Source organism: Mesorhizobium sp. M0052, from assembly GCF_040323255.1.
Taxonomy (GTDB): Bacteria; Pseudomonadota; Alphaproteobacteria; order Rhizobiales; family Rhizobiaceae; genus Mesorhizobium.
This window is the reverse complement of the sequence record NZ_JAMYUS010000008.1, coordinates 81,343-107,203: the sequence shown is the minus strand read 5'-3', so window position 1 is coordinate 107,203 and position 25,861 is coordinate 81,343. Positions and strand designations below refer to the sequence as shown.

At 63.9% G+C, this 25,861-nt stretch carries 26 protein-coding genes and 1 riboswitch; of the genes, 9 read left to right on the top strand and 17 right to left on the bottom strand.

The features are described 5' to 3' along the window. Positions 1–2: 2 nt before the first annotated feature. Positions 3–707 (bottom strand): nitroreductase, encoded by a 705-nt coding sequence (locus tag NKJ77_RS12930; protein ID WP_023830525.1) that lies wholly within the window; start codon positions 705–707, stop codon positions 3–5. A gap of 281 nt (positions 708–988) precedes the next feature. Between NKJ77_RS12930 and NKJ77_RS12925 the strand changes: the two genes are divergently transcribed. From NKJ77_RS12925 to NKJ77_RS12905, 5 genes are all read left to right on the top strand, one after another. Beyond that, a complete protein-coding gene (locus NKJ77_RS12925; protein WP_023714342.1) occupies positions 989–1,531 on the top strand; it encodes a helix-turn-helix domain-containing protein in 543 nt (180 codons plus the stop codon). 94 nt (positions 1,532–1,625) lie between these two features. Continuing rightward, positions 1,626–4,079, top strand: coding sequence for a GcvT family protein (locus NKJ77_RS12920; RefSeq protein WP_023830523.1), 2,454 nt, complete (start codon positions 1,626–1,628; stop codon positions 4,077–4,079). After that, entirely contained in the window at positions 4,076–4,975 is a 900-nt protein-coding gene (locus tag NKJ77_RS12915) for a homocysteine S-methyltransferase family protein (RefSeq protein ID WP_023830522.1), read from the top strand. Before NKJ77_RS12920 ends, NKJ77_RS12915 begins: the two co-directional genes overlap by 4 nt. Further along, complete coding sequence (locus tag NKJ77_RS12910; RefSeq protein ID WP_023830521.1) at positions 4,975–6,156, top strand: pyridoxal phosphate-dependent aminotransferase; 1,182 nt, start codon at positions 4,975–4,977, stop codon at positions 6,154–6,156. The genes NKJ77_RS12915 and NKJ77_RS12910 overlap by 1 nt, the downstream gene beginning before the upstream one ends. Then, the gene (locus tag NKJ77_RS12905; RefSeq protein WP_023830520.1) at positions 6,153–8,600 is read left to right on the top strand and encodes a GcvT family protein; all 2,448 of its coding nucleotides are present in this window, start codon (positions 6,153–6,155) and stop codon (positions 8,598–8,600) included. Before NKJ77_RS12910 ends, NKJ77_RS12905 begins: the two co-directional genes overlap by 4 nt. Before the next feature lie 170 nt (positions 8,601–8,770). Here NKJ77_RS12905 and NKJ77_RS12900 read toward each other — a convergent pair whose 3' ends face one another. The 7 genes from NKJ77_RS12900 to NKJ77_RS12870 all read right to left on the bottom strand — a co-directional run bounded on the left by NKJ77_RS12900 (position 8,771) and on the right by NKJ77_RS12870 (position 15,792). Beyond that, positions 8,771–9,352 (bottom strand): NAD(P)H-dependent oxidoreductase, encoded by a 582-nt coding sequence (locus NKJ77_RS12900; protein ID WP_023690990.1) that lies wholly within the window; start codon positions 9,350–9,352, stop codon positions 8,771–8,773. Next, positions 9,352–9,933, bottom strand: coding sequence for an NAD(P)H-dependent oxidoreductase (locus NKJ77_RS12895; RefSeq protein WP_023700354.1), 582 nt, complete (start codon positions 9,931–9,933; stop codon positions 9,352–9,354). Before NKJ77_RS12895 ends, NKJ77_RS12900 begins: the two co-directional genes overlap by 1 nt. Before the next feature lie 286 nt (positions 9,934–10,219). Further along, complete coding sequence (locus NKJ77_RS12890) at positions 10,220–11,623, bottom strand: FAD-binding oxidoreductase (protein WP_031247077.1); 1,404 nt, start codon at positions 11,621–11,623, stop codon at positions 10,220–10,222. Next, on the bottom strand, positions 11,623–12,924 hold the full coding sequence (locus NKJ77_RS12885) for a cytosine deaminase (protein ID WP_352535295.1): 1,302 nt from the start codon (positions 12,922–12,924) through the stop codon (positions 11,623–11,625). The genes NKJ77_RS12890 and NKJ77_RS12885 overlap by 1 nt, the downstream gene beginning before the upstream one ends. 198 nt (positions 12,925–13,122) lie before the next feature. Beyond that, positions 13,123–13,974 (bottom strand): ABC transporter permease, encoded by an 852-nt coding sequence (locus NKJ77_RS12880; RefSeq protein ID WP_023690276.1) that lies wholly within the window; start codon positions 13,972–13,974, stop codon positions 13,123–13,125. Next, positions 13,961–14,785 carry an ABC transporter ATP-binding protein gene (locus NKJ77_RS12875; RefSeq protein ID WP_023733788.1) on the bottom strand — a complete coding sequence of 275 codons (825 nt, stop codon included), beginning with the start codon at positions 14,783–14,785 and terminating at the stop codon, positions 13,961–13,963. The genes NKJ77_RS12880 and NKJ77_RS12875 overlap by 14 nt, the downstream gene beginning before the upstream one ends. Positions 14,786–14,787: 2 nt before the next feature. Further along, positions 14,788–15,792 carry an ABC transporter substrate-binding protein gene (locus NKJ77_RS12870; RefSeq protein ID WP_352535294.1) on the bottom strand — a complete coding sequence of 335 codons (1,005 nt, stop codon included), beginning with the start codon at positions 15,790–15,792 and terminating at the stop codon, positions 14,788–14,790. Positions 15,793–16,047: 255 nt separating this feature from the next. Between NKJ77_RS12870 and NKJ77_RS12865 the strand changes: the two genes are divergently transcribed. Together NKJ77_RS12865 and NKJ77_RS12860 are read left to right on the top strand one after the other, a co-directional pair. After that, positions 16,048–16,431, top strand: coding sequence for a RidA family protein (locus NKJ77_RS12865; RefSeq protein WP_023670775.1), 384 nt, complete (start codon positions 16,048–16,050; stop codon positions 16,429–16,431). A gap of 53 nt (positions 16,432–16,484) precedes the next feature. Next, entirely contained in the window at positions 16,485–17,288 is an 804-nt protein-coding gene (locus NKJ77_RS12860; protein ID WP_023670776.1) for a creatininase family protein, read from the top strand. A gap of 9 nt (positions 17,289–17,297) precedes the next feature. On the opposite strand, the gene NKJ77_RS12855 is transcribed toward NKJ77_RS12860, so the two are convergent. After that, positions 17,298–17,807, bottom strand: a complete 510-nt coding sequence (locus NKJ77_RS12855) for a tyrosine phosphatase family protein (RefSeq protein WP_023753454.1) — start codon at positions 17,805–17,807, stop codon at positions 17,298–17,300. Next, positions 17,804–18,859, bottom strand: coding sequence for a threonine-phosphate decarboxylase CobD (gene cobD, locus NKJ77_RS12850; RefSeq protein ID WP_023753455.1), 1,056 nt, complete (start codon positions 18,857–18,859; stop codon positions 17,804–17,806). The genes NKJ77_RS12855 and cobD overlap by 4 nt, the downstream gene beginning before the upstream one ends. Here cobD and cbiB point away from each other — a divergent pair. Further along, positions 18,858–19,847 (top strand): adenosylcobinamide-phosphate synthase CbiB, encoded by a 990-nt coding sequence (gene cbiB, locus NKJ77_RS12845; RefSeq protein ID WP_352535293.1) that lies wholly within the window; start codon positions 18,858–18,860, stop codon positions 19,845–19,847. The two genes, cobD and cbiB, sit on opposite strands and share 2 nt — an antisense overlap. Before the next feature lie 14 nt (positions 19,848–19,861). On the opposite strand, the gene NKJ77_RS12840 is transcribed toward cbiB, so the two are convergent. The 6 genes from NKJ77_RS12840 to NKJ77_RS12815 all read right to left on the bottom strand — a co-directional run bounded on the left by NKJ77_RS12840 (position 19,862) and on the right by NKJ77_RS12815 (position 23,311). After that, on the bottom strand, positions 19,862–20,176 hold the full coding sequence (locus NKJ77_RS12840; RefSeq protein ID WP_023670780.1) for a hypothetical protein: 315 nt from the start codon (positions 20,174–20,176) through the stop codon (positions 19,862–19,864). Between the two features lie 24 nt (positions 20,177–20,200). Beyond that, positions 20,201–20,815: a cob(I)yrinic acid a,c-diamide adenosyltransferase gene (gene cobO / locus NKJ77_RS12835; protein ID WP_023829408.1), complete on the bottom strand. Its 615-nt coding sequence runs from the start codon at positions 20,813–20,815 to the stop codon at positions 20,201–20,203. Position 20,816: 1 nt separating this feature from the next. Then, complete coding sequence (gene cobU, locus NKJ77_RS12830; protein ID WP_023731213.1) at positions 20,817–21,329, bottom strand: bifunctional adenosylcobinamide kinase/adenosylcobinamide-phosphate guanylyltransferase; 513 nt, start codon at positions 21,327–21,329, stop codon at positions 20,817–20,819. Then, entirely contained in the window at positions 21,322–22,125 is an 804-nt protein-coding gene (locus tag NKJ77_RS12825) for a CbtA family protein (protein ID WP_352535292.1), read from the bottom strand. The genes cobU and NKJ77_RS12825 overlap by 8 nt, the downstream gene beginning before the upstream one ends. Positions 22,126–22,140: 15 nt before the next feature. Continuing rightward, the gene (locus NKJ77_RS12820; protein WP_023670784.1) at positions 22,141–22,320 is read right to left on the bottom strand and encodes a CbtB domain-containing protein; all 180 of its coding nucleotides are present in this window, start codon (positions 22,318–22,320) and stop codon (positions 22,141–22,143) included. 36 nt (positions 22,321–22,356) lie between these two features. Further along, a riboswitch (cobalamin riboswitch) is annotated at positions 22,357–22,551 on the bottom strand. A gap of 67 nt (positions 22,552–22,618) precedes the next feature. After that, a complete protein-coding gene (locus NKJ77_RS12815; protein WP_031199063.1) occupies positions 22,619–23,311 on the bottom strand; it encodes a gamma-glutamylcyclotransferase in 693 nt (230 codons plus the stop codon). Between the two features lie 134 nt (positions 23,312–23,445). On the opposite strand from NKJ77_RS12815, the gene NKJ77_RS12810 reads away from it, so the two are divergent. Continuing rightward, a complete protein-coding gene (locus NKJ77_RS12810) occupies positions 23,446–24,621 on the top strand; it encodes an aromatic ring-hydroxylating oxygenase subunit alpha (protein ID WP_352535291.1) in 1,176 nt (391 codons plus the stop codon). Between the two features lie 7 nt (positions 24,622–24,628). On the opposite strand, the gene NKJ77_RS12805 is transcribed toward NKJ77_RS12810, so the two are convergent. Then, positions 24,629–25,828 (bottom strand): MFS transporter, encoded by a 1,200-nt coding sequence (locus NKJ77_RS12805; RefSeq protein ID WP_352535290.1) that lies wholly within the window; start codon positions 25,826–25,828, stop codon positions 24,629–24,631. Positions 25,829–25,861 lie beyond the last annotated feature (33 nt).

Genomic DNA, 25,861 nt, shown 5'->3' with positions numbered 1-25,861 from the left:
CCCTATTCGCTGAACGTCACCCACTCTTCCAGCGGCACGCGGTCGGTGCGGAAGTTGTTTTCGGGCTTGGAGGTGTCCTCGAGGCCTAGCGCCATGCCGCAGACGACGATCTCCTCGTCGGGGATGTTGAGCACCTGCCGGATCTGCCGGTGATAGGGCGCGAAGGCGGCCTGCGGGCAGGTGTGCAGGCCCCTGCCTCGCGCCGCCACCATGATGTTCTGCAGGAACATTCCGTAGTCGATCCACGAGCCTTGGTTCAGCCGCCGGTCGATGGTGAAGATCATGCCGACCGGCGCGTCGAAGAAGACGAAGTTGCGGTCGTGCTGGGCGCGCATCTTGTCGACCTCGCGGCGGCCGATGCCGAGTGCCCCATAGAGCCCGAAACCGTTGGCGCGGCGGCGGGTGAGATACGGCTCGAAGAACTGGGTGGGGTAATAGCGATACTCGTCCCAATCGGCCTTTTCGGCGCGGATACCGGAATTCAGGATGGCATCGGTGATCTGCTGCTTGACCTCGCCCTTGACGACATAGACCCGCCAGGGCTGCATATTGGTGCCCGAAGGCGCGCGCGCGGCGACGCCAAGAATGGCTCGGATCGTCTCGTCATCGACCATGTCGGGCAGGAAGGCGCGCACTGAACGGCGCGAGATGATCGCCTCGTCGACAACAGCCGCGTTATGCGCTGCCAGGCCATTTTTTTCCAGCATGGGCCGTCCCTTTGCGCACACTTCGAAAGCCGAACCGGCTATCGGAAAAGACCTTGCGCAGATTTCAATCCTTGGTCGCCGACCCGCATTCCCACACCCGCCGCTCGTGCAGAGCCTTTGCATGAACCTCCAAAATGGCGCAAGCAAATCTTGTGTGTCTATGAAAATTCGCTTGATTTTTTCACGGACATGAGCTCTCATGAAATTCATTTCCAGATTTTCATCAAGTGAGCGTTTTGCCCCCAGCTATCCCCAAAACATTGCAGGGACCTGACGAGCGCCTGCTGGCGAGCGACATCCGTGCGCTGCGCAAGGCGCGTGGGCTGACGCTGGCTGAGATCGCGCTGAAGCTTGGCCGCTCTGTCGGCTGGGTCAGCCAGGTCGAGCGCGGCCTGTCGATTCCTTCGCTCGGCGACCTCAGGGCCTTCGCCGATTTATTCGGCGTGCCGCTCAGCCTGTTCTTCAGCCACGACGTGCCTATCGAGAAGGAGCGCGGCGTCATCGTGCGCGCCGGCAGCCGGCGCACGCTTGGCACAAGCGAATCCGGCCTAGTGGAGGAGCTTCTGTCGCCCGATCTCGGCGGTAGTTTCGAGATGGTGCGTTCGATCTTCGCGCCGGGCGCCGAGATGAAGAGCGAGCAGCTGCGGCCGACCGAGGAAGCCGGCTACATCGCCTCTGGCATTTTCGAGATCGAGATAGCCGGCGTCTGGCACCGGCTCGGCGAAGGCGATTCTTTCCGCTTCGAGCGCAAGCCGTACCGCTGGCGCAATCCCGGCAGCGAGCCGGCCGTGGTCATCTGGGTGGTTTCGCCGCCTGTTTATTGAATGCATGTCGCCCAAAGTGTGCAGCGGTTTGGGAAACGACATGCATCAAGCAAAAAGATAGAAGCGCAGCGCGCTTCAGGTTTGGGAGAAGAATATGGCCGGTTTGCCGACCACGGCACGCGTGGTGATCATCGGAGGCGGTGTCGTCGGCACCTCCTCGCTCTACCACCTTTGCAAGGCGGGCTGGACCGATTGCGTGCTGCTTGAAAAGAACGAGCTGACATCGGGCTCGACCTGGCATGCCGCCGGCAATGTGCCGACCTTCTCGTCGTCCTGGTCGCTGATGAACATGCAGCGCTATTCGACCGAGCTCTATCGCGGCTTGGCTGATGCCGTCGACTATCCCATGAACTACCACGTTACCGGCTCGCTGCGGCTCGCCCACACCAAGGAGCGCATGCAGGAGTTCCAGCGCGCCAAGGGCATGGGCCGCTACCAGGGCATGGACATCGACATTGTCGGCCCCGACGAGATCAAGCGCCGCTATCCCTTCATCGAGACGCATGACCTCAAAGGTGCGCTCTACGATCCAAACGACGGCGACATCGACCCCGCGCAGCTGACGCAGGCACTGGCCAAGGGTGCGCGCGACATGGGCGCCAAGATCGTCCGCTTCTGTCCGGTGTCAGGTGTGCGTCGCGACAACGACGAATGGGTTGTCGAGACGCCGCAAGGCGAGATCCGTTGCGAGATCGTCGTCAATGCCGCCGGCTACCGTGCCGCCGAAGTCGGCAAAATGTTCGGCCGCGACGTCCCGATGATGGTGATGAGCCATCAGTACATCTTGTTCGAGGAGATACCCGAACTGGTGGCGTGGTCGAAGGAGCAGGGCAAGAAGCTGCCGCTGCTGCGCGACGTCGACACCTCCTACTATCTGCGCCAGGAAAAGAACGGCATGAATCTCGGTCCCTATGAGCGCAATTGCCGCGCGCATTGGGCAACCCACAACGACCCGATGCCGGAGGACTTTTCCTTCCAGCTCTTCCCTGACGATCTCGACCGTCTCGAGCACTACCTTGCCGATGCCGTAGCCCGCGTGCCGATCCTGGGCACTGCCGGCCTGTCCAAGGTGATCAACGGGCCGATCCCTTACGCGCCGGACGGCAATCCGCTGATCGGTCCGATGCCCGGCGTTCCCAACGCGTTCGAGGCCTGTGTCTTCACCTTCGGCATCGCCCAGGGCGGCGGCGCCGGCAAGGTGCTGGCCGAGTGGATCACCGAGGGCCAGACCGAATGGGACATGTGGTCCTGCGATCCGCGCCGCTTCACCAGCTTTGCGGCCGCCCCCGACTATAGCGTCGCCAAGGGCATGGAGATCTACGGCAACGAATACGCCATCCAGTTTCCGCGGCATGCCTGGCCGGCCGGGCGCGACCGCAAGCTGTCGCCGATCCACGATCGCATCAAGGCGCTCGGCGCCCAGTTCGACGCCTATAATGGCTGGGAGCGTGCCACCTGGTATGCGCAACCCGGTGACGACACGTCGGAAGAAGCAACACTCACCTTCCGCCGCGACGGGCCGTGGCAGCACCGCGTGCGCGAAGAATGCCTGGCGGTGCGCGACGCCGCCGGCATTCTGGACCTGCCCGGCTTCTCGCGCTTCAACCTCGAAGGTCCTGGCGCAGCCGAATGGCTGGCGCTGCAGGTCACCGGCCTGGTGCCCAAGCCCGGCCGAATCGGCCTCGCCTATTTCGCCGACGACAAAGGCCGCATCGTCACCGAGATGTCGGTGGTGCGCCATGGCGAAGAGCAGATGACTCTGATCACCGCGGCGGTAGCGCAGTGGCACGATTTCGAATGGCTGAAGTCGCGCCTGCCGAAGGACGCAGCCTTCACCCTCACCGACAGGACCGAAGACTATTCGACGCAAATCCTCGCCGGCCCCAATTCGCGCAGGATCCTGGCCGATGTCTGTGGCGCGGATCTCTCGCTGCCCTGGCTGACGCATCAGGAAACCACCATCGCCGGCCGCTGGGCGAAGCTGGTGCGGGTATCCTTCGCCGGCGAACTCGGCTGGGAAATCCACACCAAGGTGGGAGACACCGCCGCCATCTTCGACGCCGTCTGGACGGCGGGACAAAAACACGGTCTGAAACCGTTCGGCATGTACGCGCTGGATTCGCTGCGCCTCGAAAAGGGCTACCGGACCTGGAAGGGCGACCTGTCGACCGACTATACGTTCCTGCAGGGCGGGCTCGAGCGCTTCGTCAAATGGGACAAGCCCGACTTCCGCGGCAAGGCAGCCCTGCAGAACGAAAAGCAGCAAGGCGTGAAGAAGCGCTTCGTCACGCTGGTGGTCGAAAACCCAGGCGATTGCGACGCGCCGTCCGTGTCGACGCTCTGGCATGAAGGCAAGATCGTCGGCGAGACGACGTCCGGCGGCTGGGGGCATCGCATCGACAAATCGATCGCGCTCGGCATGCTGCGCGCCGACCTGGCTGAACCCGATACCGCGATCGAGATTGAAATTTTTGGCGATCGTTTCAGGGCGGTCGTGCAGAAAGACGAGCCGCTGTGGGATCCGAAAAACGAAAGACTGAGAGCATGAAGAAAGTCATTCTCACCGATGGCGGCATGGGCCAGGAACTGGTCCTCCGCAGCAGCTCCGAGCCGACGCCGCTCTGGTCGGCCAGGGTGCTGATCGACGAGCCGGATCTGGTGCGTGACCTGCATGCCGAATTCATCCGGGCCGGCGCTCGCGTCATCACCATCAACACCTATTCGGCAACGCCGGAGCGGCTCGCGCGGGAAGGAGCAGAAGACCTCTTCAAGCCCTTGCAGAAGCGCGGCATCGAATTGGCAAGACAGGCACGCGACGAGGCAGGCGATGCAGCGATCGCCGGCTGCCTGTCACCGCTGTTCGGCAGCTATGCGCCGGCGCTGACCATATCGTTCGAGGAGACGCTGGACATCTATCGCCGCATCGTCGCCGAGCAGGCCGATGGCGTCGACCTGTTCCTGTGCGAGACCATGGCCTCGGCCGAGGAAGGCCGTGCGGCCGTTACCGCTGCGTCGGAAAGCGGCAAACCTGTCTGGGTGTCTTGGACTCTCGCCGATCACGGCGCGCCGCGGCTGCGCAGCGGCGAAACAATAGCGGCAGCGGCGGACGCCCTCGACGGCCTGACGGTTGCAGCGCGCCTGGTGAATTGCTGCCGGCCAGAAGCTATCGCCGCGGCACTGCCCGAATTGATTGCTCTCGGCGGCCCGGTCGGCGCCTATGCCAATGGCTTCACCTCTGTCGAAGCGCTCAAGCATGGCGGAACGGTGGAAGTGCTGCACGCACGCCACGACCTTGATCCGGATGCCTATGCCGACCAGGCGCTAGGCTGGGTCGCCGCTGGCGCCACCATCGTCGGCGGCTGCTGCGAAGTCGGCCCTGCCCACATCGCCGCGTTGCGCGACCAGCTGGAACAGGCCGGCTACGAAATCTCGGGAGTATCCTGATGCCAAGACCGTCATCGCGCATTTCCGGCATCGTGCCTTCGGGCAAGGATGGCTGGGAGGTCCACACCGAGGCCTGGGCCCGCAAGGAGGCCGGCCAGGACATCATCATGCTGTCGGTCGGCGACCATGATTTCGATACGCCGAGCCAGACGATCGAAGCCTGCGTGACGGCGGTTCGCGGCAGCAACCATCACTACACCCCGCTGTCCGGCGTTCCGCGCCTTCGCAGGGCGATGGCGGCGGCCTCGACCGCTTGCACCGGGGTCGAGACGGCACCTGACCAAGTCATCGCCACGCCGGGCGGCCAGGCTGCCCTTTACGCGGCCGTGCAGGCCGTTCTCGACCAGGGCGACCACGCTATCGTGGTGGCGCCCTACTACGCGACTTATCCCAACACGTTCAGCGCCGCCGGCGCCAGCTTCACCGTCGTCGAGACACCGGCCGAAGACGGTTTCCAGCCGCACGCCGAGATGATCCGCGCGGCGCTCAAGCCCAACACGCGCGCCATTTTGATCAACACGCCGAACAACCCGACCGGCGCCGTCTATTCGCGTGAGCGTCTGGAAGAGCTGGCCGAGATCTGCCGCGAGCACGATCTCTGGCTGCTGTCGGACGAGGTCTACTGGACGCTCGGCGGCGGCGAGCACATCTCGCCGCGCGGCCTGCCCGGCATGGCCGAGCGCACGCTGGTCATCAATTCGATGTCCAAGAGCCACGGCATGACCGGCTGGCGCATGGGCTGGCTGACCGGCCCGACGCAGATGATTACGCTGTTGACCAATCTCAATCTGGTGACGACCTACGGCCTGCCGGCCTTCATCTCGATCGCCTGCGCCGAGGCGCTGGAGAACCGCTATGGCGTCAAGGAAATCGCCGAGCGCTATGCGGCGCGCCGCACCGTCCTGCTCGACGCCGTGCGCGGCATGAACAATATCAGCGTGCACGGCTCGGAGGGCGGCATGTATGTCATGCTCGACATCACCGCCGTCGAGCCCGACGACGAGAAATTCGCCTGGGCCTTTCTCGACCAGGAGAGTGTCGGCGTCATGCCGGGTTCCAGCTTCGGCAAGGCCGCTGCCGGCCACATCCGCATCAGCCTTTGCCAACCGGAACCGGTGCTTCAGGAAGCCGCAAAACGCCTGCGCCGCTTCGCATCCGGCTATCGCCGCGAGGCCGCATGACCAGAAGCATTCCCACCAAGGCCCGCGCGGTTATTATCGGCGGCGGTGTCTCCGGCTGTTCGGTCGCCTACCACCTGGCCAAGCTCGGCTGGACCGACATCGTGCTGCTGGAACGCAAGCAGCTGACCTCGGGGACGACCTGGCACGCCGCCGGCCTGATCGGCCAGCTGCGCGGCTCGCAGAACATGACGCGGCTGGCGAAATATTCGGCCGACCTCTACGTCAAACTGGAGGCCGAAACCGAAGTCGGCACCGGCATGCGTCAGGTCGGCTCGATCACCGTGGCGCTGACCGAGGAGCGCAAGCACGAGATTTACCGGCAGGCCTCGCTCGCCCGCGCCTTCGATGTCGATGTGCGCGAGATTTCGCCTGGTGAAGTCAAGGAGATGTACCCGCATATCAACGTGTCCGATGTGGTCGGCGCCGTGCATCTGCCACTCGACGGCCAGTGCGATCCCGCCAACATCGCCATGGCGCTGGCCAAGGGCGCCCGCCAGCGCGGCGCCACAGTCGTCGAGAATGTGAAGGTCACCAAGGTCCACACCAAGGCCGGTCGCGTCACCGGCGTGTCGTGGGCGCAAGGCGAGGATCAGGGAACGATCAAGGCCGACATCGTCGTCAACTGCGCCGGCATGTGGGCGCGCGAGCTCGGCGCCCAGAACGGCGTCACCATCCCGCTGCATGCCTGCGAACATTTTTATCTCGTCACCGAGCCGATCCCCGGGCTCGGTCGTCTACCGGTGCTGCGCGTTCCCGATGAATGCGCCTACTACAAGGAAGATGCCGGCAAGATGATGCTCGGCGCTTTCGAGCCTGTGGCCAAGCCCTGGGGCATGGACGGCATAAGCGAGGATTTCTGCTTCGACCAGTTGCCGGAGGACATGGAGCATTTCGAGCCGATCCTCGAAATGGGCGTCAACCGCATGCCGATGCTGGCAACCGCCGGCATTCACACCTTCTTCAACGGCCCCGAAAGCTTTACCCCCGACGACCGCTACTATCTCGGCGAAGCGCCGGAGCTGTCGGGCTACTGGATGGCGACCGGCTACAATTCCATCGGCATCGTCTCGTCCGGCGGCGCCGGCATGGCGCTGGCGCAGTGGATCAATGACGGCGAAGCGCCCTTCGACCTCTGGGAAGTCGACATCCGCCGCGCCCAGCCATTCCAGAAGAACCGTAGGTATCTCAAGGAGCGTGTCTCCGAAACACTCGGCCTGCTCTATGCGGATCACTTCCCCTACCGGCAGATGGCAACGTCCAGAAATGTCAGGCGCTCGCCCCTGCACGAACACCTGAAGGCGCGCGGCGCCGTGTTCGGCGAAGTCGCCGGCTGGGAGCGCGCCAACTGGTTTGCGCGAGAGGGGCAGGAGCGCGAATACCGCTATTCCTGGAAGCGGCAGAACTGGTTCGACAACCAGCGCGAGGAGCACCTGGCGGTCCGCAACAAGGTCGGCCTGTTCGACATGACCTCGTTCGGCAAGATCCGTGTCGAAGGCCGCGACGCCTGTGCCTTCCTGCAAAGGCTGTGCGCCAACGATATGGACGTGGCGCCGGGCAAGATCGTCTACACCCAGATGCTCAACCAGCGCGGCGGTATCGAAAGCGACCTCACGGTGTCGCGGCTATCTGAGACCGCCTACTTCCTCGTCGTGCCGGGCGCGACGCTGCAACGCGACCTCGCCTGGCTGCGCCGGCATGTCGGGGATGAATTCGTAGTCATCACCGATGTCACGGCAGCTGAGGCCGTGCTCTGCCTGATGGGTCCGGATGCGCGAAAGCTGATCCAGAAAGTCAGCCCCAACGATTTCTCCAACGACAACAATCCATTCGGCACCTTCCAGGAGATCGAGATCGGCATGGGCCTCGCCCGTGCCCACCGCGTCACCTATGTCGGCGAACTCGGCTGGGAACTTTATGTCTCGACCGACCAGGCGGCTCATGTCTTCGAGGCGATCGACGAGGCCGGCGGCGATGTCGGCCTGAAACTTTGCGGCCTGCACACGCTGGATTCCTGTCGCCTCGAAAAGGCGTTTCGGCATTTCGGCCACGACATCACCGACGAGGACAATGTGCTGGAGGCCGGCCTCGGCTTTGCGGTCAAAACCGCCAAGGGCGAGTTCATCGGCCGCGATGCGGTGCTGAAGAGAAAAGAAGCCGGCCTGTCGCGCCGGCTGGTGCAGTTCCGTTTGAAAGACCCTGAACCCCTGCTCTTCCACAACGAGGCGATCCTGCGCGACGGCAAGATCGTCGGCCCGATCACATCGGGGAATTACGGCCACCATCTCGGCGGCGCGATCGGACTGGGCTATGTGCCCTGCCAGGGCGAGAGCGAGGCGGATGTGCTGGCCTCGTCCTACGAGATCGAGATCGCCGGCGAGCGTTTTGCGGCGGAAGCATCGCTGAAGCCGATGTACGATCCCAAGGCGGAACGGACGAGGATGTAGCACCTTTTTACCCTCCCCCTTGTCGGGAGGGTCGGCTCGCAGTCGGAGCGAAGCGGCGATTGCGAGCCGGGGTGGGGGTGCGCCCTACGAGACCCCCCACCCCGCTTCGCAAATGCCGCCTTGCGGCATTTGCTGCGCGACCCTCCCCACAAGGGCGAGGGTGAAGAAGCTCAAAACCGCTCCAGCTTCGCCCGCACTTTCACCAGAAACGCCGCCCTCGTCCTTGGCGTCGAGGCGTCCATCAGGTAGTGCGCCAGGAAAAACGTCCGGCAGCGGCGGGCGCACAGCGCGCGCATACCGCGCAGCAAGGTCTTGCGGCCGGGCTGGCCGACGACGACGCTCCACCAGGTCGGCGCGCCGCAGGTGGTAATGACGCCGACCCTGGTGACATGTGTCATCAGCGACGTGATGCGCCCCTTGCCCAGCTTGAAGGCGACATCGGTCGCCCAGACCCGGTCGAGCCAGCCCTTCAGCATGGCCGGCAGCCCGTACCACCAGGTCGGATAGATGAACAGGATCGCCTCAGCCCAGGCGAGATGCTCGAAATGCGGTTTTAGGGCCGGATCCTCCGGCGCCCGCTCATTGTAGGCGCGTCGCTCTTCGCAGCCCATCACCGGATCGAATTTCTCCGCATAGAGGTCGAGCAGCCGCACCTCCCAGCCGCGTGCCTTCAGCACATCGACTGCGGCATCTCTGATGGCGGCGCAAAAGCTTTCGGGCACCGGATGGCAATAGACCACCAGCACGCGCATCAGAATTCATCCATCCCGGCCGCGACCTTGGCCATGAAGGCTGCCCGCGTCTCGTCGGTCGACAGGTTCATCGAATAATGAGCGAGGTAGGACACCGAGGCGCCGGGCCTGATCGTCGCGCGCAGCATCCGCTTGACCAATCTGCGTGGCGGATCGCCCATCAGCATGGCGCGGAAGCGGCTGCCGCCATAGGTGGTGACGGCGGTCAGCTTGCGGATGTTGTGGAGCGAAGGCTGCGCCTTGCCGTCGACCAATTTGAACGACACGCCGGGCAGAAACACGCGGTCGAAAAAGCCTTTCAGGATGGCCGGGAAGCCGTAGTTCCAGACGGGATATGACAGCACCAGCGCCTCGGCCTTGAGCAGCCGCTCGACATAGGGCGCGGCCGGGTCCGCAGGGCTGCGTTGGTTATGATAATCCAGCCTCTCCCCGCGCGTCAGCCTGGGGTCGAAATCCTCTGCATAGAGATCGCAATCGTCGACCTCATGGCCGGCGGCCGTCAGCCGCTCGACGATCGTGCGGTGCAGGCCTGCATTGAAGCTGGTCTCCACCGGGTGTGCGTAGAGGACGAGGACTTTCATGGGGAAATGCTTGCGAGGTGGGCGCGAGGCACCCCCCTCTGCCCTGCCGGGCATCTCCCCCGCAAGGGGGGAGATCGGACTGCCGCACCGCTTTCACTAATTGTCAGCGTGTCAGATTGGCCGCGGCGTTCAGGCTGCCAATCTCCCCCCTTGCGGGGGGTGAGAAGTGGTCGGCGAAGCCGATGGGAAGCCAATTGCTTGGCTTTCCAAACGACGAACGCCCGAAGCGGCAGCGTAGGGCCTGTGCCGGCAGGACAGAGGGGGGTGCTCAAGCTCAAACCTCTGCTCATTCTGCTTTCTGCAAACCCTTGAACAAAAAAGTCCGGCCCGAGCGATAGTCGTAATCCGGATTTTCCCAGGCGATCATCTTGCCGGGATTGAGCAGGCCTTGCGGATCGGTCTCGCGCTTGAAGGCGAGCTGGATTTCATCCGTCTGCTTCATGCCGCCCTCTTCCAGCGTGTAGCGGTGCGGGTTGAAGATCGGGCAGCCGTTCTCCTCATGCAGCCGGATGATTTCGTTGAGCCGCGCCTCGGTGGTGAATTTCACCAGCGGCAGGCCGAAGCAGGTGATGTTGCCGTCGAGGCGCACGAATTCGAGATGCGAAAAGACCTCGTTCGGAAACATCGCGTCCATCTTCTCCACCAGCGCCAGCTGGTTGGGAAACGGATAGAGCGATTGCAGATAGGTGATCGCGGGATCGACCCGCAGTGCCCTGAGCGTGGTGTGGTTCCACGCCAGTTCGAAGCCCGGCGGCAGGCCCTTTTTCTCTTCGTCCGTTGCCGTCGCCGCATTGAAGATGACTTCGCCGCCGGCGCGGCGGGTGAAGGCGAGGAACGCGTCTAGCCCATGCCGGGCAACCATGACGACGCAGATGCTTTGCCCGTCCCGGAAGAACTTCTGGTGGCGCTTGAAATAGAGCTGCGGCACGGGCGCGGCGATCGGCGTGATCAGCTTGGTCAGGATGCCGTCCTGGCGTGCCAGCGCGTTGCCGTAGCGGGCTGCCGGCATGAAAGCGTCGAAGCCGACGATCACGTCGATCCATTCATAGGCTGCAGTCAGCGGCATCTCGACCTCGGTGATGATGCCGTTGGTGCCATAGGCGTGGGTGACCTTGTGCAGGTCCTCGCCGGCGAGTTCGAGCGCCTTCGGCTCCGCCTCCATAGTGACGACGCGCAGGCGCAGCACATTGCCGAAATCACGCAGACCGCCGAAATTGATCGAGCCAACGCCGCCCGAGCCGCCGGCGATGAAGCCGCCGATCGAGGCGGTGTTGTAGGTCGACGGCGACAGCCGCAGTTCCTGCCCGGAATGCGCGCGCGTCGCTCTGTCGATGTCGGCGAGGATCGCGCCCGGCCCGGTGACGACGCGGCCCGGCGCTATGGCCTTGATCTCGTTCATCTCGGCGAGGTTCAAAACCACGCCGCCCGACAGCGGCATCGCCTGGCCGTAATTGCCGGTGCCGCTGCCGCGCGGCGTCACCGGAACGCCATGACGGTGGCAAGCGGCAAGCACGCGGATCAGTTCGGCCTCGTTCCTGGGCGTCACGATCAGGTCGCCGGTGACGTGGTCGAGCTGCTGCTTCAGCACCGGGCTGTACCAGTAGAAGTCGCGGCTCTTCTGCTGGACGATGGCCGGATTGTCGTCGAGCTTTATCCCGTCGAGATCGCGTTTGAGCGCCGAAACATCCATCATTCCACCATCAGTTCGTCGAGCTCGGCATAGTCGGGCAATTGCCTGTCGATCGCTCGGCCGTCGCGCACGACGATGCGATCCGATTCGGGCCGCGACAGCAATTCCGTCCAGCTCCGCCCTTTGAAGACGATGAAATCGGCGCTGCCACCGGCTGTCAGTGTCCCGACACCGTCGAGCCGCATCACCTTGGCCGGCGTCGCCGCCACCGTCTGCGGCCAGTCGCCGACCGGATGGTCGAAATGCAGGATGCGCGTCGCCATGCGGTAGACCTCCAGCATGTCGAGATCGCCATAGGCATAGAACGGATCGCGGGTGTTGTCGGAGGCGACCGCGACCGGGATGCCCCTCGCCTTCATCTCGTGCAGCAGCGTCACGCCGCGCCAGCGAGGCGTGGTCTGGTCGGCGCGCCGGTCCTGCAGATAGAGATTGCACATCGGCAGCGACACCACGGCAAGCTTGGCCTTGGCGACCTTGTCCAGCGTGTCGAGCACGTCGAGATCCGGCTGGCGCGCCAGCGAGCAGCAATGTCCCACCAGCATGTTGCCCTCAAAACCGTTCCACAGTGCCGCCTCGGCGATCTTCTTCAGCGATATCGCCGCGATATCGTCGGTCTCGTCGGCGTGGAAATCGAGATCGAGCCCGTGCTTGTTCGCCTCGGCGAACACCTTGTCGAGAAGCTCTTCGAGATCCGGCACCATATAGGTGACGACGCCGAGCACGCCCTTGGCCGCAGCCACACGCTTGGCCAGCCTCTCGAACCACTTTCTGTCGCGCACGCCTTCGATGCCGAGCAGGCAGGCTGCCTGCAATTCGATGCGGCCGCGCCATTTCTCCCGCATCGCTTCGAACACCGGCCAGGAGATTTCCTCCTGTGGCGGCACGCTGTCGAGATGAGTGCGCAAGGCCTTGGTGCCGTGCGCGTAGGCCGAGCGCAAAGAGAAATCCATGCGCCGCGCCACGTCCTCGGCGCTCCAGCGCGCTGCACGGTCGGCGCCGGTGGCATTGAGCGCGCCCATGAAACTGCCGTCGGGATTGGGTTTGCGCGGCCAGATATGGCCCTTGTCGATGTGGGTGTGGCAATCGACGAAGCACGGCAGGATGATGCGGCCGGCAAGGTCGATGGCGGTGGCTGGCGCTTTTGATTTCTTGTGCGCGGCGATGCTGGAGAGCTTACCGTCGGCGACGGCGATGTCGGCCAGCGCGAAGCCGTCGGTATCGTAAGTGGTGGCAAGACCTGATGTCAGCGACCGGTGAAGGCGGACGTTGGTGAGATGGTACGAGCCAGAGGTCGGTATCAAGGACCGCCCCCCTCTGCCCTGCCGGGCATCTCCCCCTCAAGGGGGGAGATTGGCAGCTTTTCCGACAGCACCCGTCTTCCAACGTCGATAATTGGCGAAATCCCGGATGACGTCCAATCTCCCCCCTTGAGGGGGAGATGGCCGGCAGGCCAGAGGGGGGTGTTTCGCGCCAGCATCTCAATCACGTCACCCAACCCCCTACCGCTCATGCTTCAGCGCGCTCTCGTGCCAGCGGCGCAGGATGAGATGCGACACGAGCGACAGCACCAGGAAGATCAATATGCCGGTGAGCGAGATCAGGATCAGCGCCGCGAAAAGCCTTGGCGCGTTGAGGCGGTAGCCGGCCTCGATGATGCGCGACGCCAGCCCCGACGACTGCCCCTGCGCGCCGGCGACGAACTCGGCCACCACGGCGCCGATCAGCGACAGACCGCCGGCGATCTTCAAGCCTCCTAGAAAATACGGCATGGCCGCCGGCAGTCTGAGATAGCGCAATTGCTGCCAGCGCGTCGCGCCGTTGAGCTTGAACATGTCGCGCAGATTGCGGTCGACCGAATTGAGGCCGAGCGTGGTGTTGGACAGGATCGGGAAGAACGCGACGATCCAGGCGCAAAGCAAAAGCTTCACCGTCTGGTTGTCCACATAGATGTTGATGAGCGGGAAGACCGCCACGATCGGCGTTACCTGCAGCACGATGGCGAAGGGAAAGAACGACATCTCCACCCATTTCGATTGCGCAAACAGCACCGCCAGTCCGACGCCGCCGACGACCGCGAGCAGCAGGCTGAGAAAGGTTATGCGCAACGTGACCAGCAGCGCGGAGAACAGGAGCCCGGCATCGCTATAGAGCGTCCACAGCACCACGCCGGGGCGCGGCAGAATATATTGCGGGATCGCGTTCCACACGCAGATGCGGTCCCACAGCCAGATCGCCAGGATCATGATCGCCAAAGGCAAGACCCACCGGCCGATCCGCTCCAGCCGCTCCTGGCGTACGCGGCCCGCCTCTTCCGCGTCGAGCGTTGCGGCATTCTGGTCAATGGCCGTCATGGTGCGGTCCGGCTGATGTGTTGATGGCGTTGACCAGGATGTCCGAGGCCTGGCGGCAGAGCGCGGCATAGTCGGGCGAAGTGCGGAAAACCTCGTCTCGCGGATAGGAGGCGTGGATGGCAAGCTCGGCATGGACGCGGCCCGGCCGCGCCGCCATGACGACGACGCGGTTTGACAGGAACACGCTTTCGAAGACGCTGTGGGTGACGAAGACGACGGTGAAGCGCTCGTCCTGCCACAGCTCCAGAAGGTCGTTGTTGAGCTTGAAGCGGGTGATCTCGTCGAGTGCCGCGAACGGCTCGTCCATCAACAGAATGCGCGGCTTCGTCACCATGGCGCGTGCGATCGAGACGCGCATCTTCATGCCGCCGGAAAGCTCGCGCGGCACGGCGTTTTCGAAACCGGTCAGGTGCACCCGCTCCAGCATCTCCGTCACCACCGGCGCCGCCTTGGCGCGCGACACGCCTTTCAGCCTGAGCGGCAACCAGACATTGTCGAAGACATCGGCCCAGGGCAGCAGCGTCGGTTCCTGGAAGACGAAGCCGATATTGGCGCGGTCGATCGAACCGCCCCAGTCGAGTTGACCGGATGTCGGCGTCGACAGGCCCGCGATCAGCCTCAACGCCGTCGACTTGCCGCAGCCGGACGGCCCGAGCAGGCTGACAAAATCGCCCTCGCGGATGGCGAGATCGACGTCGCTCAATGCAGTCACGCCATTGGAAAACACCTTGCCGACATGGCGCAGCGTCAGCAGCATCGGGCCTTCACCCGATGCCGTCATGGGCGCCTGCGCCATCTTTTCCAGCTTCACGATTACTTCTTCAGCTCGATTCCGACACCTTTGTTGATGAAGGCCAGCGTATAGGCCTTCTTGATGTCGATGCCCTCGGGCGTGACCTTGGCCTTGACCATCTTGTCATAAAAGCTCTTGATCCGGTCTTCGTTCATGGCGCCGATGCCGAGCTTTTCGGTGTCGCCGGAATCGGCCAGGCCGAACTTCTTCATCTGCTCGATCGAGAAGGCAATCTGCTCGTCGCTCATGTCGGGGTTGTCTTTCTTGATCATCTCGTTGGCGGCCTTGTTGTCGCCGTAGAGGTAGTTGTACCAGCCCTTGGCCGAGCCATCGACGAAGCACTGGACCACCTCCGGCCGCTTGTCGATCGTGTCCTGCATCACCTCGATCGTCGTCGAATAGGTGTCCCAGCCATAGTCGGCGAGCAGGAACTGGTTGGGCACGAAGCCGCCTTCCTTCTTGACCGCAAAAGGCTCCGAGGTGACGTAACCCTGCTGGATCGACTTCTTGTTGGCCAGGAATGGAGCGGTGTTGTAGGTGTAGGGCACGCGCTTGGCGGCATCGAAACCGAGTTCGATGACCATCCACTGGAAGAAGGTCTGGACGCCCTCGTCGCCGAGAATGTACTGGTCGGCGTTCTTCAAATCCTCCCACTTGTCCAGCCCCTGCCCCGGGTGGGACATGATGACCTGAGGGTCCTTCTGGAAATCGGCGGCGACGACGCGCATCGGGATGCCCTGCTGGACGGCGTCGAAGGCCGACAGCAGATTGCCGCCCATGTAGAAATCGAGCTTGCCGGCCAGCAGCAGCGGCCGCCCGCTGACCTGCGGACCTCCCTGCGAAATCGTCACGTCGAGGCCACATGCAGCGTAGGTGCCGTCGGCGACGGCCTGGTAGTAGCCGCCATGCTCGGGCTCGGCCAGCCAGTTGGTGCCGAAGGTGACCTTCTCGTTTGCTGCCGCGCCGTACGTGCCGGCTCCAAGCAGCGCGACCGCAAGCGCTGAAATCTTCTGTTTTCCGTACATCGACACCACCCTTTGTTGGCTCCGGAGCGTCACGCGCCGGGCTCGACACCATTGATCCAAGAAGCAAGACACATGCCACCGCCCGGGCCGCCTGCTTGCGCGGCAGTCACTGCCAACACCGGACGGGTCATGCTGTGCGGGAGGCATCGTGCCTATTTTTTGGACGCCTGTCCACAATCGCCCTTGTGCCATGCACCACATCTTGAACGTACTATCGGTCACGTCTTAGGCTGGTCTCGCAGACAGGAGATTGCCATGTTCAGATACCTCGCGCCGAAGTCGATCAAGCCGCCTTTCGCCCGCTACAGCCACGGCGTCGAGGTGCCGCCAGGCAAGCGGCTGGTTCTGTGCTCCGGTCAGGTCGCCATCACGGCGGACGACCAGATCCCCGAGGATGCCGGCGCGCAGGCCGAGCTCTGCTTTCAAAACATAGCGGCGATTCTGGCTGAAGCCGGGCTGGGGCTAGGCGACATCGTGCGCATCAACGCCTATGTCACCGACCGCGCCTTTCTGCGGCCCTATATGGACGTCCGCGACCGCTTGTTTGCCAGCCCCGCGCCCGCCTCGACGCTGATGATCGTGTCAGGCTTTGCGCGGCCGGAATTCAAGGTCGAGGTCGAGGCGATTGCTGCCGGGTGATCGACAGGCGACGTTTGGCGCGCTAGGTCTCCCTCACAGTCAAGAGGCATGACATGACCGTTGCAAACAGACGCGTTTGGTGGGGCGACTACCGGACCACCGAATACGCCGCGATCGATCCGGAGGCGACGATTGCCGTGCTGCCGGTGGCGGCGATCGAGCAGCACGGCCCGCATCTGCCTGTATCAACCGATACCTCGATCATGAACGGCATGCTGGAGACGGTCATCGCCCGCCTGCCCGGCGATCTCGACATCCGCATCCTGCCGGTCCAAACGGTCGGCAAGTCGAACGAGCATCTGCAGGCGCCGGGCACGCTCACCCTGCCGGCGGCCACCCTGGTCGATGCCTGGACCGAGCTTGGCCTGTCCGTTGCCCGCGCAGGCGTAAGGAAACTGATCGTCGTCAACTCGCATGGCGGCAATGAAGAGATCATGGGCATCGTCACGCGCGAGCTGCGCGTGCGTGAGAGGATGCTGGCGGTGAAGACCAGCTGGCAGCGCTTCGGCCGCCCCGCCGGCATGTACACCGAGCTGGAAGACCGCCATGGCATCCATGGCGGCGACGTCGAGACCTCGTTGATGCTGCATTTTCGCCCGGAGTTAGTCGACATGGCCAAGGCCGACAATTTCGCCTCCAAGGTCGCCCGCGCCGAAACCGAATTTGCGCTGCTGCGCCACACCGGAACGCACGCTTTCGCCTGGATCGCTGGGGATCTCAACCCCAACGGCGTGGTCGGCGATGCCAGCATTGCCACGGCCGAGAAAGGCCGACTGACGGCGGAGCATCAGGCCGACGGCTTCATCACCCTGTTGAAGGATGTGCGCAAGGCGAAGCTTGCCGACTGGCTGGCATAGCGGGCCGCCTTAGCCGTCGATCTTCAACACGAAAGGCGTACCCTCAAAAGCATCGGCGCCGCGTCCGATCGCCTCGATCGCTTCGATCATGCGGCCTTGTCGTGAGAGAAGAGCATCCGCGACGGCGATCAACCGTGGATTGGGTGTCGCCGAGGGCGAAAGCTTCCGCAATGTCTGCGCAAGTTCGACTTCGTCGCGCTTCGGGGCGAGCGCCGCCGCAATGATATAGGCCGAGGCGGTCGAGCGGCTGATGCCGGCATAGCAATGGACGACCATGGGTTTGGCGCGGTCCCATTTCCGGGCGAAATCGAGCAGATTGCGCACATGGCCTTCGCCGGGCATGGTCATGCCGTCCTGCGCCACCGCGATGTCGTGCATGACCAGATGCAGGTGGTTTTCCCTCACGATTGAGGCCGGCCGCGTCACCTCGGTGCCGGCAGCGAGCAGCGACAGCACGCGCTCGGCGCCGCTTTTGGCCACCGTCTCCTCAAGCTTTGCCAGCGAACAGATATGGATCATGGCGCGATCTCCTTCGACCCATCGTCGCGCCGTGCGTGCCAGTCGGCAAGCGCCGATTCGAGCCGCTGCCATTCCTCCTGACTTCCAGGCAGCCCCGCGCGGAGCACCTGGGGACGCTCGGAAAAATGCCTGAGCAATATGCCGCGCTCACCGAGCGTCGAAAACAGCCCCGGTGCATCGGCAAGCCGGAGATAGCGAAACAGCGTCGTGCCGCCGGCGACAGCAACGCCAAAGCGCGAAAGCAGCGCATCGAGCCGCGCCGCATCCTGCGCCAGCCGCCGCCGCATGTCGGCCTGCCAGCCGCTGTCGGCAAGCGCGCGGATGCCGTATTCGAGCGCTGGGCCGGCGACCGCCCAAGGGCCGAATTGCGTTTCAAGCCTTTCGACCGTCACCGCATCGGAAAGTGCGAAGCCGAGCCGCAGGCCGGCGAGACCGAAGAACTTGCCAAACGAGCGCAGCACGACGATGCCGCCCCGCCCGACATCGCCGGCCAGGCTTTCCGCGTGCGGGCCGACATCCATGAAGGCTTCGTCGACGACCAGCAGACCGCCTATGGCGCGCAATGTCTCGGCAAGCCGAAGCAGCCTCTCCCGCGACACGACGCGCCCGTCGGGATTGTTGGGATTGACGACGATGGCAATTTCGGCTCCCGCAAGCGCCTCGAAATCGTCGACCTCCGCCACCGCATGGCCGGCAATCGCGGCGGCCCTGGCATGCTCGGCATAGGTCGGCCCGAGCACCAGCGCCTTGCCGGGGCTGACCAGCGAGGCGACGCGCGGCAGCAGGATCTGCGTGCCCGGGGCGACCGCCACATTCTCGGCCGAAGGCGCGCCATAGGCGCCGGCCGCGACCCTGGCCAGCTCACACAGGCGCGCGGCCTCCGGCAATCGTGACAGGGCGGTGGCGGGCAGCTCGAAAAGCGGGTAGGAGTGCGGATTGATACCTGTCGAGAGATCGACGAAAGGTTGTGGCGCGTGAGGGAAGAGCGCCTTCGCCCGGCCAAGGGATCCACCGTGATCCACCACAGTAATCGCTCCATCAGAAAGCTTCATGTCGATCCTGATCGCTTTCCTGTCGCTGGCCATCGAACGCATCCTGGGTTACCCGGACTGGCTGTTCCGTGCCGTCGGCCATCCCGTCACCTGGTTCGGCAGGCTGATAGCCTTTCTCGACCTCAGGCTCAACCGCGACACTGATTCCGACGCGCTGCGTCGCCGCCGCGGCGTGCAGGCGCTGCTGGTGATCGTGCTGGTGCCGGCGGCAATCGCCTTCATCGTGCAAATCCTGCTCTGGCAGGTCTTTCCTGCCGGCATGATCATCACGGCAATCCTGGCCTCGTCGCTGCTGTCGCAAAAGAGCCTTACCGAACATGTCGAGGCGGTGGCCGATTCGCTGGATACCGGCGGGCTGGCGCTCGGCCGCATTGCGGTTGCGCGCATCGTCGGTCGCGATCCAGAGAAGCTCGACCATGCCGGCGTCAGCCGCGCCGCCATCGAAAGCCTGGCCGAGAATTTCTCCGACGGCATCGTTGCGCCCGCCTTCTGGACAGGTGTCTGCGGTCTGGCCGGCGGCGTGGCCTACAAGGCCGCCAACACCGCCGATTCGATGATCGGCCACCGCACCCCGCACCACGAGGCCTTCGGCCGCGCGGCAGCACTCTTCGACGACTGGATCAACCTGCCGGCGTCCCGGCTGACCGCGTTGCTGATCGTTGCCGCCGCCTTTCTCGTTGACGGCGCCGATCCCCGCAACGCCTGGCAAGCAGTGCGGCGCGACGCCAAAAAGCACCGCTCGTCCAATGCCGGCTGGCCGGAAGCGGCAATGGCCGGCGCACTCGGCCTGTCGCTCGCCGGCCCGCGCAGCTATGGCGGCGTCATCATCGAGGACGCCTATATGGGCGAAGGCGGCCGCCGCGAGGCCGACAGCACCGACATCCGGCGGGCGCTGAAACTTTACCAGATAGCAGACTATCTGCTGATCGCGCTGTTTGGATTGCTCTCCGCGGTCGTCATCTACCTGGATGTTTTGATCTCGCAGTAGATGCGCCGCCTGACTCACCAAGAGACACGGACTTCCTTGGCGTTTGAATCCACCGCCGCGCCAAATCTTTTGATCGCGTAACCGCCGGCGGCCACTGCCGAGGATTTCAGCACAGGCTCAATCACAAGGAAAAGCTTCTCGGCGTCTGGCCCGTACAGATAGAGGGTGCATTTGCCCTCGCCAAACTCGTCGCCATCAAATTCGCCGACATGCGCATTCGAAACAGCTTGTTCCAACCGATCCTCCAGAACTTGGACCGATTGCCGCTCTTCCGGCGCCCCGAACTGACCGCCGCTCAGAAGAAGATAGACAATTACCGCTTGTTCCAACGGTCATCTCCCGAAGTTAGACCCTCAAAACTCGATTCCCTGCTGCGCCTTAACGCCTGCGGAAAAATGGTGTTTGGTCACGCCCATCTCGGTGACGAGGTCGGCCGCCTCGACCAGCGCCGGCTTGGCATTGCGGCCGGTGACGACGACATGCAGGCCTTCGCGCCGCGCCTTCAGCGCCGCGACCACCTTGTCGAGATCGAGATAGTCGTAGCGCAGCGCAATGTTGAGCTCATCGAGGACGACGAGGCTGATCGAGGGATCGGCGATCAGTTCCAGCGCCTTGGCCCAGGCGGCTTCGGCCGCCTTAATGTCGCGCTTCAGATCCTGCGTCTCCCAGGTGAAACCCTCGCCCATCGTGTGCCAGACGACGCGGTCGCCAAACGCCGCGAAGGCATCCTTCTCGCCGGTGTGCCATTTGCCCTTGATGAACTGGACCATTCCGACGCGCTTGCCATAGCCGAGCATGCGCAGCGCCAGCCCGAAGGCAGCCGTGGTCTTGCCCTTGCCGGGTCCGGTGTTGACGATCAGCAGCCCCTTCTCGACCGTCTTTTCCGCGACCTCGGCGTCCTGCACCGCCTTGCGCTTGGCCATCTTGGCGCGATGGCGCTCTTCGTCTTTTGTGTCGATATCGGTCATCTCATTTCACCTTGAGCGGCAGCCCCGCCACCATCAGAAGCACCATATCAGCTACGACCGCGATCTGCTGGTTGAGCCGGCCGGCGGCATCGCGGAACCGGCGTGCCAGCGCATTGTCGGGCACGATGCCTTGTCCGACTTCGTTGGAGACCACGAACCACGGTCCGCGCGGCCGCGAAAGCACATCGGCCAGCCGCCGGCACTCCCCCTCCAGATCATGATCGGCCAGCATATGATTGGTTAGCCAAAGCGTCAGGCAGTCGACAAGCACCGGCTGGTTGTCCGGCAATGCCTCGAGCGCACCGGCAAGATCAAGCGGGGCATCGATGGTCGCCCATCCCTCGCCGCGGCGCGAGCGGTGCTGCGCGATGCGCTCGCGCATTTCGCCGTCATAGGCTTGCGCGGTGGCGATATAGGCCCATGGGGGCGGCAACGCCGTTGCCAAAGTTTCGGCATGCGCGCTCTTGCCGGAGCGCGCACCGCCGATGATGAAGGTCAAACTGCGATCAGGCAAAGCTGTCGCGCAGGCTGGTCGCGGTGCCGGTGAAGCGCGCGCGCACTATGCCGACAACTGCGCCGAGCACCAGCCAGAACACCAGATTGGTCAGCGTCACCGCCACCACGAACTGATGATGCAGGCCCTCCGGGATCGGCGTTACGAAACTGTCAGGCTGCGGCGCGCCGACAATATGCGGGGCGACGATCAGGACGACGGCGAGCACGGTCAGGGGCGCCGACGTGCGGAAGGTGATAAGGGCAAGACCGATCGCGGTTGCCATCACCGTTGCCCACCACCAGATCTGGCGCTGTATGAGATCGGCCGCCGGCATTGCCGGCAGTTCCGGCGGCAGGCCGAGGCCCGGCGCCAGCGTGAACACGGCAAAGCCGGCCAAGCCCCAGAACACGCCCTGGCGCCAGCTGCCGATGCCGCCGGCGAACTCGGAAACCGCCACCAGGACCAGCGCGAAGCCGATGCCGGTGACGATATTGGCGACGACACTGAAGGCGAAACGCTCGAAGCCGTCGGCCGGCGCCCAGCCTTCGTCCTCCGCCGGCGCGGCTGCTTCAGCCGGTGCTGCGCTGCTCACCGCATTTTCCGCCGGCGCGGCGGTGCTCATGGCATCGGTGTCCGCAGCGTTGGCGGCGGGCGCCGCGGCATGCTGATGCTCATGGCCGCCACCAGCCTTTTCGTAGACCTCCGCCTTGAGGATCAGCGGCACGGTGGCGTAGGCCTGCATGCAGGCGAGAGCGACACCCGCCACGAGCCCTGCGATCGCCGCGATGAACACGACGTTGCGAAACAGGTTCATGATGTCAGATCCTCGTCAGTGGCAGGGAAACGCCATCGAATGGCGATAGTCGTGCGCCGCATTGTGGACCGCATCGATATGCGAGAAACCGACAACGCCGACGACGAAAATGCCCAGAAACGCGCTAAGCACGAGCTGCATGAAGCGCGACTGCGAGGAGACGGATGCGCCGAGGGAGACGGAAGCGGTATTCATATCTTGTCCTTTCGCCCTCCACCCGAGGGCATCGAAGTCAGTTCCCTGTCGCCGGCAGGTCTCCTGGCTCGCGGATCAGCGCCCTTCCCCACCTTCCCGAGGAAAAATCCTCAGTGGCTTGGAGAGGACTACCGCACACAGTTGCGGGGGCAGCCACGGCATTGGGCAACAAGTCAGCCCTCACCGCATTCCCTCTTGGTCCCTAACGGAACCGACGACATGCATGACTATAGGCTGAAACGGCCGCATCCGGCAAACCAAATTCCGCCGGCCAACAGCGCGAATGCGCCATGCGGCGTTACGGGTTCAACGCGGTGATCCGCTCGGCAACCAGCCGCTGCAGCCGCCACAGATGGCGATCGTGAATGCCGCGCTCTTCAAGGTTTTTCACCGTGTTGTAGAGATAGTCGGCGCCCGATCCCCAGTGCCCGCAGGACGTGGCCAGCCTTTCGACGATCTTGCCTTCGTCGAGCGGGCCGGAATAGGTCAGGCCGTTGCGGTTGATCACGAAGGCCAATGCCCTGAGCGGTCCGGCCTCGCTTGCAAGCTTCAGCATGCGCGGCCGGTAGCTTGTCGGCTTCAGCGTGACTTCGCGCCGGAAAAGCCGGCCCAACTGCTCGCGCCGGTTATTGTCGGTCAGCCGAAAGGCGACGCCCTTGCATTGTCCGCCACGGTCCAGCGCCATCATCAGGCCGGGGCTGACCTTGGTGCCGCGCCAGCGCGTCATGTTCATGCAAAAGGACCGATGCCAGCCGCGCGCCAGCGCAACGCGGTCCTCGACATAATCTATTTCCGGTTTCCAGATCAGCGATCCATAGCCGAACAGCCATAGCGGTTCGCTATCCGGGAGTTCGACCTGCAATTCATCCAGAAGCGCGTCATAGTCGGCTTCATCGAGATGCATCGCGTCCGGATCAGGCCCGGGGTCCCTGATCTCGCGCCAGCAGCGCGCGACCAGCTCCGGCGTAAGCGACATCTGTCGTGCGGCCACGTCCGAATCCCCCCAATTCCGAATGTCCCATGTCCACGACATGATTATGCGCCGCGCCTGCAACCGGCAATGCGGCACTCTGATTGACAAACGATTTGCCGGGGTGTCGGCTGACGCTTCATAGGAAGCCAGCCATGCATCCCAACCCGAGCGAGCGCGACCCCTATAACGGCCTGAGCCGGGCCGAACCGACGCTACCGTCATCGGCCTATTGGGATAGCGAGGCTTACCAGCGCGATCTCGAGGCCATCTGGTACAAAAGCTGGCTGCTCGTCTGCCGCGAGGCCGATCTTGCCCAGCCTTTGGCATTCAGGACATTCCGCGCCGGCACGCAGGAAATCGTCGTGCTGCGCGACGACACCGGCGAGTTGCGCGCCTTCCACAACACCTGCCGGCATCGCGGCTCGCAGCTTTGCCAGGAAAGCGAGGGCCGGCTGAAAGCGCGGCTCATCACTTGCCCCTACCATGCCTGGTCCTACTCGCTGCGCGGCGATCTCGTGCGCGTTCCCTCGAAATCGCTGCCAGATGGTTTCGACAAGGCAGATCATCCGCTCTACCGGGTGGCGCTGTCGGTGTGGCGCGGCTTTGTCTTTGTGAACCTTCAGCAGGCGACGGCCGGCTCCGCCGAGACCTCCTTCGATCCCGCATCCGGCGACCTCGCCAACTGGCCGCTGGAAACGCTGGTATCAGGCCATGTCCTGCGCAAGGTGATGAACTGCAACTGGAAAATCTTCTGGGAGAACTTCAACGAGTGCCTGCATTGCCCAGGCGTCCACAAGGACCTGTCTCGGCTGGTGCCGATATACGGCCGCGGCCTGATGAGCCGGCACGACGACCCCGACTGGGTCCGCCATGCCGACAATGACGCACCGGAGTTTTCGGGTGGCCTGCGCGCCGGCGCCGAGACCTGGTCGCGCGACGGACATGCCCATGGCCCGGTCTTCCCGGGCCTGACGCCAGCCGAGCGTGCGGCCGGACAGACCTATGCCACCAGCCTGCCCTCGATGTTCATCGTCGGCCATGTCGATTATGTCAGGACGGTGCGACTGATGCCGCTCGGTCCCGAACAGACCGAACTCACCGCCGAATGGCTGTTCGCGCCCGAGGCGCTGGCTGAGACGGACATCGACAATGTCGTCGCCTTCGGCACCCAGGTGCTGGAGGAGGATGCCGCGATCTGCGAGATCAACCAGAAAGGCCTGCGCTCCATGCGTCACGCGGCCGGCGTGCTGATGCCGGAGGAGTACGATCTGCACCGCTTCCACAACTGGGTGCGCGAGCGGCATGCAGCGCTTGAGGCAACCGCCTGATCGGCGACTAAAGCGACTTCGGCAGATAGCGCCAGGTGATAAAGCCGCAAACAGCGGCCAGAATGCCCAGCGTCACGAACACCGAGCCGAGGCCGAAAAACGCCAGCACCACCGAATAGACCAGCGGCGGCGTCAGCTCGGAAAAGTCGAGATAGGTGCGGTAGACCGCGGCCATCTGCGCCCGCTCATAGGACCGCACCGAGCGCATGAAGGCGGTCGAGCCCAGTGCATCGAGCGCGATGGTGAAGAAGGCGCCGCAGAGCAGGAAAAAGCCCGTAAGCAGCGGCGCGGTAGTGCCGACCGCGCCCGCCGCAAGCAGCGTCGCCGACATCGCGAAATAGGCGAAGGTCATGGTGCGCCGGCCGCCGAAGCGTTTTCCCGCTTTGCCCCAGAAGATCGCCATGAACAACAGCGCATTGCCGGCCGAAACCAGCAGGCCGCCGGCAAGCTTGCCCTCGCCGGTAATCACCATGAACAGCGGCCCGTAGACGAAGAACGTCGTCCAGAAGCAGGAGCGGCCGAAGGCGATCAGCCAGGCCAGCCTGAGCCTGGGTTGTGCTACGAAGCGGCCGATATTGGCCAGCGGATTGGCCGGCCGTGTCTTGCCCGGCCGGATCGACCGGTTGTCGCCCAGCCTGTAGGTCCAGAACAGCGCCAGCAAGGCCAACGCAAACACCGCGACCGCGCCATGCGCGGCATAGATGCCGTAGCGTGTGTAGAGGAAGATGCCGAGTGTCGGCCCGCCGGTCCAGGCCAGCATCGACCACGCCATGCGCAGCGATTCGGCCTGCATGAAATCGGTCTTGCGGATGTGGTCCATGATGTAGAGGTTGAGCGTGATCGACAGGGCGCTCGCCCCCATCACGCGGCACAGCATGCCTGCCAGTTGCCCGGCAAGCGTGTGGGTGACGAAGAACAGCGAGCCCATCGCCAGCAGGCAGGCGCCGGCGGTATAGACCCAGCACCGGTCAAACCTGCGGATCAGCATCGGCATGAACAAGGTCACCGACAGGCCGAGCAGCGCCACGATGGTGTAGAGGATCGAGACGATCTGCTCGTTGTGCAGAATCTCATAAGCCTGGATCGGGATGACGCTCGACACCGTGGCACGGGCGAAGGATTCGACCGCATAGAGCGAGGCAAAGGTGCGCGCATCCGCCGGACGCAGGGCTGGCAGCCAGATCGGATGGCGCACATGGGTGGACATTTGATCCCCAAATCAGGCTCGCAGCCCAAATCT

Excerpts from the sequence above, each read along its gene's own strand:
- NKJ77_RS12930 (WP_023830525.1), bottom strand. The coding sequence starts at position 707 with ATGCTGGAAAAAAATGGCCTGGCAGCGCATAACGCGGCTGTTGTCGAC.
- NKJ77_RS12920 (WP_023830523.1), top strand. The coding sequence starts at position 1,626 with ATGGCCGGTTTGCCGACCACGGCACGCGTGGTGATCATCGGAGGCGGT.
- NKJ77_RS12915 (WP_023830522.1), top strand. The coding sequence starts at position 4,076 with ATGAAGAAAGTCATTCTCACCGATGGCGGCATGGGCCAGGAACTGGTC.
- NKJ77_RS12910 (WP_023830521.1), top strand. The coding sequence starts at position 4,975 with ATGCCAAGACCGTCATCGCGCATTTCCGGCATCGTGCCTTCGGGCAAG.
- NKJ77_RS12905 (WP_023830520.1), top strand. The coding sequence starts at position 6,153 with ATGACCAGAAGCATTCCCACCAAGGCCCGCGCGGTTATTATCGGCGGC.
- NKJ77_RS12900 (WP_023690990.1), bottom strand. The coding sequence starts at position 9,352 with ATGCGCGTGCTGGTGGTCTATTGCCATCCGGTGCCCGAAAGCTTTTGC.
- NKJ77_RS12895 (WP_023700354.1), bottom strand. The coding sequence starts at position 9,933 with ATGAAAGTCCTCGTCCTCTACGCACACCCGGTGGAGACCAGCTTCAAT.
- NKJ77_RS12890 (WP_031247077.1), bottom strand. The coding sequence starts at position 11,623 with ATGGATGTTTCGGCGCTCAAACGCGATCTCGACGGGATAAAGCTCGAC.
- NKJ77_RS12880 (WP_023690276.1), bottom strand. The coding sequence starts at position 13,974 with ATGACGGCCATTGACCAGAATGCCGCAACGCTCGACGCGGAAGAGGCG.
- NKJ77_RS12870 (WP_352535294.1), bottom strand. The coding sequence starts at position 15,792 with ATGTACGGAAAACAGAAGATTTCAGCGCTTGCGGTCGCGCTGCTTGGA.
- NKJ77_RS12865 (WP_023670775.1), top strand. The coding sequence starts at position 16,048 with ATGTTCAGATACCTCGCGCCGAAGTCGATCAAGCCGCCTTTCGCCCGC.
- NKJ77_RS12860 (WP_023670776.1), top strand. The coding sequence starts at position 16,485 with ATGACCGTTGCAAACAGACGCGTTTGGTGGGGCGACTACCGGACCACC.
- NKJ77_RS12855 (WP_023753454.1), bottom strand. The coding sequence starts at position 17,807 with ATGATCCATATCTGTTCGCTGGCAAAGCTTGAGGAGACGGTGGCCAAA.
- cbiB (WP_352535293.1), top strand. The coding sequence starts at position 18,858 with ATGTCGATCCTGATCGCTTTCCTGTCGCTGGCCATCGAACGCATCCTG.
- cobD (WP_023753455.1), bottom strand. The coding sequence starts at position 18,859 with ATGAAGCTTTCTGATGGAGCGATTACTGTGGTGGATCACGGTGGATCC.
- cobO (WP_023829408.1), bottom strand. The coding sequence starts at position 20,815 with ATGACCGATATCGACACAAAAGACGAAGAGCGCCATCGCGCCAAGATG.
- NKJ77_RS12825 (WP_352535292.1), bottom strand. The coding sequence starts at position 22,125 with ATGAACCTGTTTCGCAACGTCGTGTTCATCGCGGCGATCGCAGGGCTC.
- NKJ77_RS12820 (WP_023670784.1), bottom strand. The coding sequence starts at position 22,320 with ATGAATACCGCTTCCGTCTCCCTCGGCGCATCCGTCTCCTCGCAGTCG.
- NKJ77_RS12810 (WP_352535291.1), top strand. The coding sequence starts at position 23,446 with ATGCATCCCAACCCGAGCGAGCGCGACCCCTATAACGGCCTGAGCCGG.
- NKJ77_RS12805 (WP_352535290.1), bottom strand. The coding sequence starts at position 25,828 with ATGTCCACCCATGTGCGCCATCCGATCTGGCTGCCAGCCCTGCGTCCG.